Origin of the sequence: Undibacterium parvum, from assembly GCF_003955735.1 — a bacterium.
Taxonomy (GTDB): Bacteria; Pseudomonadota; Gammaproteobacteria; order Burkholderiales; family Burkholderiaceae_D; genus Undibacterium; species Undibacterium parvum.
The window spans coordinates 1,119,559-1,133,545 of record NZ_CP034464.1; the positions used below are offsets into that span (position 1 = coordinate 1,119,559).

The 13,987-nt window shown below is 51.3% G+C and carries 10 protein-coding genes and 1 riboswitch; of the genes, 1 reads left to right on the forward strand and 9 read right to left on the reverse strand.

Translation table 11 applies throughout. The features are described 5' to 3' along the window. Positions 1 to 20: 20 nt before the first annotated feature. The 8 genes from EJN92_RS04725 to EJN92_RS04760 form a co-directional block, all read right to left on the reverse strand. The gene (locus EJN92_RS04725; protein ID WP_126126755.1) at positions 21 to 1,280 is read right to left on the reverse strand and encodes a putative Na+/H+ antiporter; all 1,260 of its coding nucleotides are present in this window, start codon (positions 1,278 to 1,280) and stop codon (positions 21 to 23) included. A 47-nt stretch (positions 1,281 to 1,327) separates the two neighbouring features. Continuing rightward, complete coding sequence (locus tag EJN92_RS04730) at positions 1,328 to 3,604, reverse strand: UvrD-helicase domain-containing protein (protein WP_126126756.1); 2,277 nt, start codon at positions 3,602 to 3,604, stop codon at positions 1,328 to 1,330. A 228-nt stretch (positions 3,605 to 3,832) separates the two neighbouring features. Further along, positions 3,833 to 4,456, reverse strand: a complete 624-nt coding sequence (gene thiE, locus EJN92_RS04735; RefSeq protein ID WP_126126757.1) for a thiamine phosphate synthase — start codon at positions 4,454 to 4,456, stop codon at positions 3,833 to 3,835. A 10-nt stretch (positions 4,457 to 4,466) separates the two neighbouring features. Continuing rightward, positions 4,467 to 5,267, reverse strand: a complete 801-nt coding sequence (thiD, locus tag EJN92_RS04740) for a bifunctional hydroxymethylpyrimidine kinase/phosphomethylpyrimidine kinase (RefSeq protein WP_126126758.1) — start codon at positions 5,265 to 5,267, stop codon at positions 4,467 to 4,469. Then, positions 5,268 to 6,062, reverse strand: a complete 795-nt coding sequence (locus tag EJN92_RS04745; RefSeq protein WP_126129777.1) for a thiazole synthase — start codon at positions 6,060 to 6,062, stop codon at positions 5,268 to 5,270. A 418-nt stretch (positions 6,063 to 6,480) separates the two neighbouring features. Further along, positions 6,481 to 6,684, reverse strand: a complete 204-nt coding sequence (gene thiS / locus EJN92_RS04750; RefSeq protein WP_126126759.1) for a sulfur carrier protein ThiS — start codon at positions 6,682 to 6,684, stop codon at positions 6,481 to 6,483. A 7-nt stretch (positions 6,685 to 6,691) separates the two neighbouring features. After that, positions 6,692 to 8,605, reverse strand: a complete 1,914-nt coding sequence (gene thiC, locus EJN92_RS04755) for a phosphomethylpyrimidine synthase ThiC (protein WP_126126760.1) — start codon at positions 8,603 to 8,605, stop codon at positions 6,692 to 6,694. An 80-nt stretch (positions 8,606 to 8,685) separates the two neighbouring features. Next, positions 8,686 to 8,784, reverse strand: a riboswitch (TPP riboswitch). Positions 8,785 to 8,907: 123 nt separating this feature from the next. Then, entirely contained in the window at positions 8,908 to 10,989 is a 2,082-nt protein-coding gene (locus EJN92_RS04760) for a tetratricopeptide repeat-containing diguanylate cyclase (protein ID WP_126126761.1), read from the reverse strand. Positions 10,990 to 11,258: 269 nt separating this feature from the next. Here EJN92_RS04760 and EJN92_RS04765 point away from each other — a divergent pair, with 269 nt between their 5' ends. After that, positions 11,259 to 13,412, forward strand: a complete 2,154-nt coding sequence (locus tag EJN92_RS04765) for a S46 family peptidase (RefSeq protein WP_126126762.1) — start codon at positions 11,259 to 11,261, stop codon at positions 13,410 to 13,412. Between the two features lie 106 nt (positions 13,413 to 13,518). On the opposite strand, the gene EJN92_RS04770 is transcribed toward EJN92_RS04765, so the two are convergent. Next, a complete protein-coding gene (locus EJN92_RS04770; RefSeq protein ID WP_126126763.1) occupies positions 13,519 to 13,887 on the reverse strand; it encodes a DUF779 domain-containing protein in 369 nt (122 codons plus the stop codon). Positions 13,888 to 13,987: the final 100 nt, after the last annotated feature.

Consider the following 13,987-nt stretch of genomic DNA (forward strand, 5'->3'; position numbering starts at 1 on the left):
GCAGCGTGCTTAAAACAATATTAAAGCAATAAGAAGCAGGCCGCAGCGACCGCACTAGGTAAGGCCGCAGCGGCAAATAAGCCCAAGGGGCGTATTGCCTGCTCATCAAAATACTCTTTCAAAATAGAATATCCAGCCGGATTTGGGGCATTGGCGATCACTGTCAATCCGCCACCACTCACTGCCCCTGCCACCAAGGCGTATTTACCCGCATCTGAGATGCCATCGACCAAAGACCCCAGATAAGTCAGCGCCGCATTGTCAGTCACCGCCGTCAAGCCCATGGCACCAAAGAACATCAAGGTGGAATTCATACCGGCGATGATGGGTTGCAACCACCATTGCTGCTTACCGCCTAAGACCACTAAACCGGCCAGAAAAAAGGCGACCAGCAAACCCTCACGCAACATCAGTCTATCTTGGTATTGTTTATAAGCCTCAGTAAAGCCCAGAAAAAACAAGAACAAGCCCATGAAGACCACCGGGTGATGATTAAATACCACGGTCGCCGCCAAAAACAAATAGTGCACCAGGGTGACCGCAAACGGCATCTTTCTGTCTTCCTGCGGTGGAACTACAGGCATGACCTTCAACTCTTTTAGAAACAGCAAAGTCACAGCCAGGGCATTGATGCCAACGGCAATCGCAGCCTTCCAGCCAAACACGCTAGACATGAAGTGCATATTCCAGCCCCACTTCTCGGCCACCATCAAGACCGGCGGTGCGGCAAATGAAGTCAATACGCCACCGATAGAGATATTCACAAACAACACACCTAAGGTCGCATATTTCAAGCGCTGAGAAATTCCCTTGGAATAAAAACTGTCACGCAACATCAACGCCGCCAGTGTCATGGCGGCCGGCTCGGTAATAAACGAGCCTAGCAAAGGTACCAGTGATAAACATAGAAAATAGGTACCGATCGCTGCAGAGATCGGCAAGAACATATTTATACGCGCGACCAGCCACTGCACCGACATCAAGATGGGTCGTGTGCCAGCGATCGTCAGCACTACAAATACAAACAGCGGCTCAGTAAAATTCTGCGCTTCCAGATAATTGATTGCCACCGTTTGATTCGCAAGCAGCGCCATGGCTGCAATCAAGACAAAGGCCCAGAAGCCAAACACCACTTCCACCTCACCCATCAAATGCCAAAAGCCAGAATGGCGTTTACTGACATGCGCCAGATGTTGAAATCTGGCGGTGCTAAAGGTATGCAAAACTGCTACCGCGAAAATCGCGGCGCCGACGTATTGGATTAATTGATTGCTATCCATAATTCTCCTGGGTTATCCTGGGTTATACAGCGACAGCGAGCCAATAATTAAGACGCTATTTTGTCCAATTTGGCGATGCTTAAATCGAGTAACTTCATACCAAATTGGCCGAAATTAATATGTGCGCGCGCATTGCTGCCGCTACCTTCGATGTTGACGATCACGCCTTCGCCAAACTTGGCGTGTGACACGCCTTGACCTATGCGCCAGCCACTGCCGGTGTTCTTGCTAAATCCTTGTGCGATCGCATTCACGCCAGCCTCTGGCGCTTCATCCCATGCTGATTTTTTATTCCCGAACCAGTTGGCTTGCACTTTTGGCGACAGCCATTTCAGCGATTCTTCTGGCATCTCGTCAAAGAAACGCGAGCGCATGTTGTAACGAATTTGACCATGCAGCATGCGCGTTTGCGAGAAACTGATATACAGACGATTACGAGCACGGGTAATCGCCACATACATCAGGCGGCGCTCTTCCTCCACCCCAGATTCTTCCTTGGCGCTATTCTCATGCGGAAACAAACCTTCTTCCAATCCCGTGATGAAGACGGCATCAAACTCCAGACCTTTAGCGGCATGCACCGTCATCAATTGCAGAGCGTCTTGCCCGGCCTGCGCCTGATTATCACCAGCCTCAAGCGAGGCATGCGACAAGAAGGCAGAGAGCGGCGACATCACCATAGGCAAGGCGGCATCGGCATCGATGATCTCGATGCCGCCCGGTAGCGCCAATAAACCGGCAGCCTGTGAGCTTGGTCCAGATAAGGCCGGCGCGTTCTGCCCAAAGCCCTCTTCCGAGACAAACACGGTGGCGGCATTGACCAATTGTTCCAAATTTTCTATCCTGTCGGCGCCTTCTTTTTCGGTCTGATAATGGGTCAGCAAAGTGCTCAGATCCAACACCACCTGCACCATTTCTGGCAAGGGTAGGTTTTGCGTCTCGAAGCGTGCGCCCTCTATCAATTTGACGAAAGCGCCTAGAGAATTGCCAGCCTTACCCGGCACATACGGCACCGCCGCATACAGCGAAATCCCGTACTGTTTGGCGGCATCCTGCAATTGTTCTAAAGAACGCGCGCCTATGCCGCGGGTGGGAAAATTCACCACACGTAAAAAAGCCGAATCATTATGCGGATTGTCCATCAGCTGCATGTACGCGATCGCATGTTTGATTTCGGCGCGTTCAAAATAGCGTTGACCGCCATACACGCGATACGGCAAGCCGGCCGAAAATAGCGCATGTTCCAGCACCCGTGATTGCGCGTTTGAGCGGTACAGGATCGCGATCTCGCTACCGGATGAGCCTTCGCGCATCAGGTTTTTTGCTTCTTCGACTATCCATTGTGCTTCCTGAATATCGCTACTCGATTCAGAGATGCGTACCGGCTCGCCATGTCCGGCATCGGTATGCAGATTTTTGCCCAGACGCTTGCTATTGTGGGCGATCAGGGCATTGGCAGTATCTAGGATATGACCATGGGAACGGTAGTTTTGTTCCAGCTTAATCAGATTTTTTACTTGAAACTCGCGTTCGAAGGCTGACATATTGCCGACATTGGCACCACGGAAGGCGTAAATACTCTGATCATCGTCGCCCACCGCGAACACTGCAGCCTGATTACCGGCCATTAGTTTGAGCCACTTGTATTGCAAATCATTGGTATCTTGGAACTCATCGACCAGAATATGCTTGAAGCGCGCCTGATAATGCTCACGCAGTGGCTGATTACGGCTGAGTAATTCGTAGGTACGCAATAATAATTCGGCGAAATCGACTACGCCTTCACGCTGACATTGCGCATCATACAAATCGTAGAGCGCCACCATTTTTCTATCGTTGTCATCGTAAGCATCGACCGCGGCAGCGCGCAGACCTTTATCCTTGGCGCCATTGATGAAATACATCACGCTACGCGCTGGGAATTTTTCATCATCGACATTATTCGCTTTGAGCAAACGCTTGATGAAGGACAGTTGATCCGAAGAGTCGAGTATCTGAAAGGTTTGCGGCAAGCCCGCATCTTTATGATGGGCGCGCAAGAGTCGGTTACACAAACCGTGAAACGTCCCTATCCACAAGCCGCGCGTATTAATCGGCAGCATAGACGACAGGCGGCTCAGCATTTCTTTCGCCGATTTATTCGTAAACGTTACCGCCAACACCGCTTGCGGCGACATTTGCCCAGTTTGTATCAACCAGGCGATACGGGTGGTGAGTACCCGGGTTTTACCCGAGCCAGCACCAGCTAAAATCAGTGCCGATTGGGCGGGTAAGGTGACGGCAGCGAGCTGCTCGGGATTGAGGTTATGAAGGAGATTTTGCATCCCTAGATTATACGGGAGCTAGCCGCTGTCGCCAGAAAAACCCTGAACTTAGCAGCAAGGCGCGGACCGCAAATAGACCGCGCTGTAGCCTGATCGAAAAGTATGTTTAGATATACTCCCTAATTTTTTAAGAAAATACTGCCATTTGCCCACGTATTCATTGGGCGAATAAAATATACCCACTACCAGTATATTAATTATCAGCGGCACACCGCAAGCTAGTAGCGTTTACGATGGTGCAAACAAGCGGACGAAATTTTCTGCAGCGGTGCGTGGATACGGTGCCAGATAGATGCTGCTGATGGCGGCCACCATATTGGCGCCGCGTTCCACCAGCGGTTGGGCATTTTGTATCGTCATGCCGCCTATCACTACATTGGGCAGACTAATTTCAGTACTCACCCGCGCCACCATATCCAAGGGCGTGGTCACCGGATACTCTTTTACCGCAGAAGGATAGAAGCCACCCAAGGCAATATAACTGGCACCGGCCCGCTGTGCCGCGCGCACCAGGCTCAGGTCGCCATAACAGGATGCACCGACTATTTTGTCCTTACCAACGATGGCTCTAACCTTGGCCACGGTCATATCGGTGCCGCCCACATGGATGCCATCGGCACCTAATTCCATGCACAGATCCCAATGATCGTTGATGATCAAAGGCGTATTGTGGCTGCGGCACAGTTCCAACAAACGGCGCGCCTGCTGCAAACGCAGAGCGGGCGTGGCAAATTTATGCCGGTATTGCACCAGGCTAGCGCCGCCTAGTAGCGCTTGTTCTGTAACTTTGATGAGCTTATCAGTGTCGTCCCAATTGGGGGTCACGAGGTAGAGACCTGCGAGAGCATGCATATTTTTCTTTTCATTCAAAAGGATAGTTGCGCTGACGTTGCGGTATCAATTGTCCGTCGGCGATGGCAAACGCCTGCTGCAAGCTGCTCTGGGTAAAATCTTGTGCAATTTGCAAACTATCTCGCATATTTCGTCCCATTGCAAGCTGCGCTGCAACAGAGGCCGCCAGGGTGCAGCCACTACCATGAAACTCGCCCGGCAAGCGTGGCCATTGCCAATCTAATTGCCCTTGTCGGCTAAACCAGCTATTGCGCACCTGGGCGTCACTCGCGTGACCGCCTTTGATCAAGACGTCCTGACAACGATGTTGAAGTAAATGCTGCGCTTGCTGTGCGCCCTCGGGCAAATCCGGGCACAAACGTCTGGCTTCGGGCAAATTCGGGGTAATCAGGGTCGCCACTTTCAGCAAGGGCTGAAGCGCCGCCACCGCATCATCCAGCGCCAGCGCATCACCGCGCCCGCTGCCCAACACAGGATCGAGCACTACCGCCAGATCTGGCTGCATGCTCTGCAGCTCTTGAATAAATCCGGCAATCGCCAAAGCATTTTCAGCATGCGCGACGATACCAATCTTGATCGCTGCTACTGGAATTTTGGCGACCAAGGCGCGCGCCTGTTGCAAGATAATAGGGGTAGCCACCGCATGCACGGCATACACCCTGTCGTTGTCTTGCACCGTCAAGGCCGTGATGACTGTTAAGGCATGCGCCCCTTGCGCCGCGATCGACTCTATATCAGCCTGGATCCCGGCACCACCACTAGGGTCGTGGCCGGCAAACACCAGTACACAGGGACGTAGCGGCTGACTCATTTAGACTACCCGACCGGCCATAGGCGAAGAAGGCGATGCGGCGAACTTCTTCGGTATGCGCCCAGCCAAATACGCCTCCCGGCCGGCTTGCACTGCCAGGCCCATGGCGCGCGCCATGCGGATAGGCTCACGTGCGCCGGCAATCGCCGTGTTCATCAGCACACCATCGCAACCTAACTCCATCGCGATCGCCGCATCCGAGGCAGTGCCGACACCGGCATCGACCAGCACCGGCACCTTGGCTTGCGCAATGATCAGCGACAAGTTCCAGGGATTCAAAATGCCCATACCAGAACCGATTAAGGACGCCAGCGGCATGATGGCGACACAACCTAGGTCTTCCAACATACGCGCCTGAATAGGATCGTCGCTGCAATACACCATCACCTCAAAGCCATCCTTGACCAGGACTTTGGCGGCCTTCAGGGTTTCCGGCATATTCGGGAACAAGGTTTTCTCATCGCCCAGCACCTCCAGTTTGCACAGCTGTTGGCCGCCCAATAATTCACGCCCGAGTTGCAAGGTGTAGATCGCATCTTCGGCGTTATAGCAACCAGCGGTGTTGGGCAAGATTGTGTATTTACTTTGCGGCACGGCGTCCAGCAAACTAGGTGCATTCGCGTCCTGGCCAATGTTAACTCTGCGTATCGCTACCGTAATAATCTCCGCACCACTGGCTTCAGTGGCCAGGCGGGTCTGCTCCAGATCGGCATATTTACCGCTGCCCACCAGCAGCCGTGAGCGATAGGATTTACCGGCGATGACGAGGCCGGACTCAGTTGTTTCTGTATGCATCATTTTTTCAATTTCTTCCATTTTTTGGTTACTGTTCAGCCCGTTATACAAAGCCCTTCTCCCGCTCGCGGGAGAAGGGTTGGGATGAGGGTAGTTCAAATTTGCACAATGTTTGACACTTCATAGCGCTAAACGCATCAGCCATTTGAAAGCAAGCGTTACTCAATCACCCTCACCCCGGCCCTCTCCCGCCAGCGGGAGAGGGGGGGTTAATCGCTGGCTGAACAGTTCCATTTTTTGTAAAGTTCAGTCTGCTACGGAAATCATTAAAAACAAAACGAAAACCTCTCAAAGGAGGCACAGAGACACAGAGAAAAAACGGAGAACTTCCTGAATTTCCTCTGTGAGTCTCTGTGCCTCAGTGTTGAATGGTTTTGACTTTCTTCATAGACGGCTGAATAGTTACTATTTTTTCAACTTAGCCCCCGCCGATAGCGCGCACTACATCGACCTTATCTTGCGCATGCAATAGTCGGGTCGGCCATTCGGGCCTAGCCACGATCTGGCGATTTACCGCCACCGCGATCGCCTTCCCATCTAGCTGCAAAGCGCTAATTAACTGCGCCAGAGTTTGCTCCTTAGCGCACTCATAAGCATCACCATTCAAGACGATAGTAATCATTCTCAACTCACTGTTTTTGGTAAATTTCAGCGCCCGATTTAATGAACTCTATAGACTTCACTTCCATCCCTTTTTTCAGGGCGGCGATCTCGCTAATGCCTTGCTTGGCAGCGTAATCGCGCACTTCTTGCGTGATTTTCATAGAGCAAAAATGCGGGCCGCACATGGAGCAAAAATGCGCCACTTTAGAAGAATCCTTAGGCAACGTCTCATCATGGAATTCACGCGCCTTATCCGGATCGAGACCGATATTAAATTGATCGTCCCAACGGAATTCAAAACGCGCTTTCGACAAGGCATTGTCACGGATCTGCGCACCCGGATGCCCCTTCGCCAGATCCGCCGCGTGGGCGGCGATCTTGTAAGTAATGATGCCGTCTTTAACATCGGCCTTATTCGGCAAGCCCAGATGTTCTTTCGGCGTGACGTAGCACAGCATCGCGGTGCCATACCAGCCTATTTGCGCCGCGCCTATCCCAGAGGTGATGTGATCGTAGCCGGGCGCGATGTCGGTAGTCAAAGGTCCTAAAGTATAGAAAGGCGCTTCGTGACATTGCTCCAGTTGCAGATCCATATTTTCTTTGATCAGGTGCATAGGGACATGACCTGGCCCCTCTATCATGACCTGTACATCGTGCTTCCAGGCGATCTGGGTCAGCTCGCCCAGAGTTTTTAACTCACCTAGCTGCGCTTCGTCATTCGCGTCGTAAATCGAGCCGGGACGCAAGCCATCGCCGAGCGAGAACGAGACATCGTAAGCCTTCATGATTTGGCAAATATCTTCAAAATGCTCGTACAAAAAACTCTCTTTATGATGCGCCAGACACCATTTCGCCATGATAGAACCACCGCGCGAGACGATACCAGTCAGACGTTTGGCGGTCATAGGCACATAGCGCAGCAAGACACCTGCATGTATCGTGAAATAATCGACGCCCTGCTCCGCTTGTTCGATTAAGGTATCGCGGAAAATTTCCCAAGTCAGGTCTTCGGCTTTACCGTTAACCTTTTCCAGCGCCTGATAAATCGGCACGGTGCCTATAGGTACAGGAGAATTGCGGATGATCCATTCGCGGGTTTCATGGATGTGTTTGCCGGTCGAAAGATCCATGACATTGTCGCCGCCCCAGCGTATCGCCCAAGTCATTTTCTCGACCTCTTCACCGATCGATGAAGTCAAGGCCGAGTTGCCGATATTCGCGTTGATCTTCACCAGAAAATTGCGGCCTATGATCATAGGCTCGACTTCAGGGTGATTGATGTTGGCGGGGATAATCGCGCGGCCGCGGGCGACTTCGCTGCGTACGAATTCTGGAGTAATCTCCGCAGGAATACTCGCGCCAAAAGACTGGCCCGGATGCTGACGCCCCATTACTTCAGCCAGACGCATCCCCATAGGGCCCGAACTTTTCAGCTCGGCCAGATACTGGCTGCGCTGCAGATTCTCGCGGATCGCGATGTATTCCATTTCCGGTGTGATGATGCCTTGCCGCGCGTAATGCATCTGACTGACATTTTTACCCGGCAAAGCACGACGCGGCTTACGCGTCAGGTTAAAGCGCAACTCCGCCAGCGCCGCATCATTCATACGTTCTATCCCGTATTGCGACGATGGCCCGGCCAATTCTTCAGTGTCATTGCGCTCGGCAATCCAGGCACCACGCACCGATGCCAGGCCAGAACGGATATCTATCGTGGCAGCAGGATCAGTGTAGGGCCCCGAGGTATCGTAGACGTAAATCGGCGGATTTTTTTCAGAGCCAAACATGGCCGGCGTATCAGCTTGCGTGATCTGACGCATAGGTACGCGGATGTCTGGGCGACTGCCCTGTACGTAGATTTTTTTTGAATTCGGTAAAGCTTGAATAGCGGCCGTATCGACGGTCGCCGTGGCGGATAAAAACTTCGGATTGGCATTCATGGTGGTTGGCTCCTTTGCGTGTAACTTAGTGGCATGGAGCCAGCAAAGGAGTTGCCGTTGAAGGCGGCAAACGTGGTTTGCGCCGGTAGCGGCTGCTTCCCTTCGCTGGCATTATCCAGATCAGGTTCGAGGGTATTTCTCACCCGACAGAAAAACTGTCAGGACCCCTAGCGTGGTATTCGGTACTACTTAAATTTTATTTCTGCTTCAACATCACAAGCGGACGAATTATAACGAGTATTCAGTTTTTTTGGCGACTGATTTTTCTAGCTCTGGTTTATGTTCGCGCTGCTTGATTCGATTCAGGCATGCGTTGCTTTCTCTTGAACCGGGCCTAGCACCTCTATCATATCGACCATCTTGGCACTAATTGCAGCCGATAAATCGCGCTCCAAAATCGGCATCGCCACTTCATACGGCACCAGCAAACGTGCCAGACCGTAGGCACGATTACGACCGTGCGCCTTACCCAGATACAGTGCCATGTCGGCAATCTGCAAGGTTTTTTCCCAGTCGCAAGCAGTTTCGGGAACACCAGAAAAAGGCAGAGAAATAAAACCCGCAGTCACGGTCACCGGTATCTGTAAATCACCGACTTTAACAGGAGTATCACCAATCGCGCGTAACACTCTATCGACTAGTCTGGTGATCTGGGCGGGATTCGATTTAGGCGAGTAAATCAAAAATTCTTCGCCGCCCCAACGCAAGACCATGTCGCTATCCCGCACCGATTTTTTCAGTCGTGCTGCAATGTCGGTCAATACGCTATCCCCAGCGGCATGGCCCCAAGTGTCATTGATATGTTTAAACAAATCGATATCGAGCAAGATCAGGCAATCTGGATTGTCTACACTCTCTGCGCGCCTTTCAGCATTGCCTAAGGCGGCCCGCGACTTCATCAATTCCACAAAAGAGCGGCGGTTATGCAAACCAGTAAGCTGATCTCTGACCGCGTGGAACTCCAATTGGGTATTCACTTGCTGTAGTTGCTCATTGACTTTTTTGACGCGCCTATACATCAGAAACACGAAAATCCCCACCATCACCGTCAGTACCGCACCCAAGATAGTCACTATTTGTTGCAGATGCTGATTTTTAATATCAGCGTCCTTAAGCGCATTTTCTTTGCCTAATAACTCTATCTGTTTTTGCCTTTGCTCCGCATTAAACTGCTCTTGCATGCCGGCCACCGCTTTCGAGCGATTCGTAGTAAACAATTCATTGCTGAGTTTTTGCTGGCGTCGCAAGGTAGCGAGTGCCTCTTTATACATGCCGGCGTTTTCATACATCGTGGCCAATTCTCCGAGTACGGCCTCGACATCCGCCTTGGAATCGGAGTCTTCAAAATACTTTATTCCTGCATTAAAATATTCAGCGCCTGGCTTGATCTTGCCTTGCCCGGCCAGAGCAAAACCGACGTTGACCTGGGCGATGGCAGCGTTCGCCGGATCGGCTATCGCCAGCGACTTATCCAGAGCCTGACGCGCATACAACTCGGCATTTTTATAATCCTGCTTAATCAGATAAATATCGGCCAAATTTGCCAGCGCATTGGCTTCAGTTGCCGGCATGCCAGCGTCGATCCCAAACTTCAGAGCTTTTTGATAGACCAGCAAAGCCTCATCGTTGTTCTTCATTAAGGTGTAAGCAACCCCTTGCGTGATCAGTAAAGAAGAAAAAGTTTTGGGCTTCTTGGCCAGGGGTGAAAGTGCCAAGGCCTCTTGCACGGTTGCCATGGCCTTGACCGGATCTTTCATGCTGACATACAGTGAGGCCAAGGCATCGAGACGGTTCAAACGCGCCTCCGTTTTACGTCTAGGCTGAAGGTCGCTCCAGCGCAGCGCCTCCAGACTATGACTAAGGGCCAACTCAAATTGCGCTGTGTTGCGATACGCAGAAGCAAACGCACGATGCAGACGCATCTGTAACTCAGGATCGCGACTAGCGCCGTACAAGGCCTGCACTTGTTTAAGTTGTACCAGGGATAATTCCGGCTTGCCCTCATCCATCAATGCAAAACTTTTAAAGATATTTGCATTCGCTATATCGTCTTGATTGTGTTGCGACTCGGCCAGTTCTAAAAATTCGTCGACGCCGCTTTTGACGGATTTTTTATCACCAGCGTCGTAATGCAGGCTAAACAAAAGCTTAAATAACTCGCTGCGTACCGTATAAGCCGCATCAGCGGAAAGATGTTCTTTAAAGATCAGTAACTGTTTGAGTGCCTCTGCATTATTGCTGTCCGACAGGGTTTGGATTTGATCGATTCTGCTCAAATCGTTTTTCTCGTCTGCCACGTCGGCGCTCGCAGTGTTTAACAGCAAGCACATCGCAAACAGCACACAGGCGCGTGCAATCAATGAAAAAGTCGCAACTCTCAACATAAATTTATCCCCTTCGATTGCGCGGCTTTATTTATTTGGCTTGCCATCCTAGCATTGTATGGAGCTAGTCTATGCTCTTTTTACGTCAAAAGGCAACATTTCCACAAATACAATAGACCCAAATATATTGTTCACCTGGGGAACTTTTAAGCGAAATGCCAGACTAAGTGCCTGATTAAGGCCGCGCTGAGCGTTCTCTCAACTTTAGGTTTGAGGGCAAGCCTGCGCTTATTTGATACTTTCAACCACACTAAAATACTTAGACAAAGATGAAAAAAACCCTGATTGCGCTGGCCGTTCTGAGCAACGTCGCGTATGCCGACGAAGGCATGTGGATGCCACAGCAGCTACCACAAGTAGCCAAACAACTCAAAGCCGCTGGTCTGAAACTGGATCCGGCCAGCTTGACCCAGCTCACACAATTCCCTATGGGTGCCATCGTCAGTCTGGGCGGTTGCTCGGCCTCCTTCGTTTCGCCGCAAGGTCTGGTCGCGACCAATCATCACTGTGTCTACGACAGCGTGACACACAATTCGACACCGTCCAATGATCTGTTGGCAAATGGTTTTCTGGCGCGACAAATGAGCGATGAATTACCGGCAACACCAGGTTCACGTATCTACGTCACCAAAGACGTGACCAATGTCAGCAAGCTAGTAATCAATGCCGAAACCGCCAAACTGAACGGTAAAAAACGCATAGACGCGATAGAAAAAAATGAAAAAGCCTTAGTCGCCGAGTGCGAAAAAGATGCAGGGCACCGTTGTAATGTCGCCTCGTATTACGGCGGTCTGGAGTTTTACCTGATCAAACAGCTAGAAATTCGCGACGTTCGTCTGGTACACGCACCGGCCGCCGGCGTAGGTAAATTTGGCGGCGATACGGATAACTGGATGTGGCCACGTCACACCGGTGATTATGGCTTCTATCGCGCCTATGTCAGCAAAGACGGCAAGTCCGCCGACTTTAGCAAAGACAATATCCCCTACGTGCCTAAGCATTTCCTCAAACTGGCCAAAGACGGCCTGAAGGAAGGCGATTTCGCCATGGTCTTGGGCTACCCTGGCCGCACCAACCGTCACCGGCTACCATCCGAAGTTGCCTACACCTTTGACTGGAGCTACCCGGCCTTCGTCAAAGCATCCGGTGAGTCTTTGGCGATCATCGCCAAAGAAACACAAGACAATCCTGACACCAAATTAAAATACGCCAGCCGGGTTGCCAGGATCAGTAATTACTATAAAAACCGCCAGGGTATGTTAGACAGCTACGCTGACAGCGACTTTTTGGCACGCAAGACCAAAGAGCATGCTGAACTGAAAACCTGGGTCAATGCCACGCCAGCGCGCAGCAAGGAATATGCAGCCGATATCGCGCAGATAGAAGCATTGATCGCCCAACGTGATGCACAGAACAAACGCGATTTCTTCCTGGCCTCATCTTCTCCAGCAATGCTTAGCACGGCACGCAATTTGTATAGGCTCGCCAAAGAAACTGAGAAAGCAGATGCCGAACGCAAAACTGGGTATCAGTCGCGCGATCTGCCACGTATCAAGGGCCGGATCGATGCGATTGAGCGCAGCTACGACAGCAAAGTTGATCTGGCCTTGGTCTGGCATAGTCTGATCCAGTATGCCGCGCAGCCTAAAGCAAGTCGTGACGCCAACTTTGACAACGCGCTTGGGATCCAAGATGGTATGTCGACCGCAGATCTGAAAACTCTGCTTGATAAGCTGTATGCCAACAGCCAGATGGGCGAGCAAGCGACGCGCTCGGCCTGGATGGGTAAATCTGCTGCCGATTTTGAAGCGAGCCAAGATAGCTTCATTAAAGCCGCGGTCGCCATGTATGAAGGCGGCTTAAAACGTGAAGCCGAAGAAGAAGAGCTCGATGGCCATATCCAGCAAGCCTACGCCAACTACATGAAAGCAAAAATCGCCTTCATGAACAGCAAAGGTTTAGCAGTTTATCCGGATGCCAACAGCACTTTGCGCGTTACTTTCGGCAAAGTTGCCGGTCGTGACCACGGTGCCGATGGCACTAACTGGACCGCTTTCACCACGCTCAAAGGGATTACTGCAAAAGCCACCGGCAGCGGTGATTTCAATGCCCCGACAGCGCAACTGGCTGCGATCAAGGCCAAAGACTACGGCAACTACGCCGATCCTATTCTAAAAACAGTACCGGTCAATTACCTGGCAACTTTAGATATCACAGGCGGCAATTCTGGCTCCGCTGCGCTCAATGCCAAAGGCGAGTTCATCGGTTTGGCGTTTGACGGCACTTTGGATTCCATCATCTCGGACTGGGATTTCAATAAGACCAAAACCCGCACGATCGCAGTCGATCTGCGCTACATGCTGTGGGAAATGAAGTATGTAGACAAGGCAAATCAGCTCTTGAAAGAGTTAGGCGCAGAATAAGCGCTCTCATGATTCGCTAGCAATATTTGCTGCACAATGAAAAAAGCCAGGCTAAACACCTGGCTTTTTCTATTTGGACTCTACTCCATCCGTCTTGCTTTCTTCCTTAACGATCGTTGTCAACAATGATCTCTGCCATTTCTGCATCACTAAAAAGCCGTGATCGGGTGTGGAATGCCTTGCCGGTCGCACCTTCCAAAGAGAAGGTACCACCATGCCCTTCCACGACATCGATGATCAGTTGCGTATGCTTCCAATACTCATATTGCGATTTACCGATATAGAACGGACAGCCACCTATCTCTCCGAGATACACGTCGCCCGCGCCTATCGTGATCTCGCCAGGCAGATAGCAATTGGCGGCGCTATTGTCGCAACAGCCGCCGGACTGATGAAACATCATGGCGCCGTGTTCGCGTTTTAATTCTTCTATCAGTTCCAGTGCTGCCGCTGTGGCGATGACTTTTTCTGGCATATTCTCTCCGGATAAAAAAAGGGAATGGTGGTTACTGTTCAGCTCACTATGAAGAAAGTCAAAACCACTCAACACAGAGGCACAGAGACACAGAGATTCA

Excerpts from the sequence above, each read along its gene's own strand:
- EJN92_RS04725 (WP_126126755.1), bottom strand. The coding sequence starts at position 1,280 with ATGGATAGCAATCAATTAATCCAATACGTCGGCGCCGCGATTTTCGCG.
- EJN92_RS04730 (WP_126126756.1), bottom strand. The coding sequence starts at position 3,604 with ATGCAAAATCTCCTTCATAACCTCAATCCCGAGCAGCTCGCTGCCGTC.
- thiE (WP_126126757.1), bottom strand. The coding sequence starts at position 4,456 with ATGCATGCTCTCGCAGGTCTCTACCTCGTGACCCCCAATTGGGACGAC.
- thiD (WP_126126758.1), bottom strand. The coding sequence starts at position 5,267 with ATGAGTCAGCCGCTACGTCCCTGTGTACTGGTGTTTGCCGGCCACGAC.
- EJN92_RS04745 (WP_126129777.1), bottom strand. The coding sequence starts at position 6,062 with ATGCATACAGAAACAACTGAGTCCGGCCTCGTCATCGCCGGTAAATCC.
- thiS (WP_126126759.1), bottom strand. The coding sequence starts at position 6,684 with ATGATTACTATCGTCTTGAATGGTGATGCTTATGAGTGCGCTAAGGAG.
- thiC (WP_126126760.1), bottom strand. The coding sequence starts at position 8,605 with ATGAATGCCAATCCGAAGTTTTTATCCGCCACGGCGACCGTCGATACG.
- EJN92_RS04760 (WP_126126761.1), bottom strand. The coding sequence starts at position 10,989 with ATGTTGAGAGTTGCGACTTTTTCATTGATTGCACGCGCCTGTGTGCTG.
- EJN92_RS04765 (WP_126126762.1), top strand. The coding sequence starts at position 11,259 with ATGAAAAAAACCCTGATTGCGCTGGCCGTTCTGAGCAACGTCGCGTAT.
- EJN92_RS04770 (WP_126126763.1), bottom strand. The coding sequence starts at position 13,887 with ATGCCAGAAAAAGTCATCGCCACAGCGGCAGCACTGGAACTGATAGAA.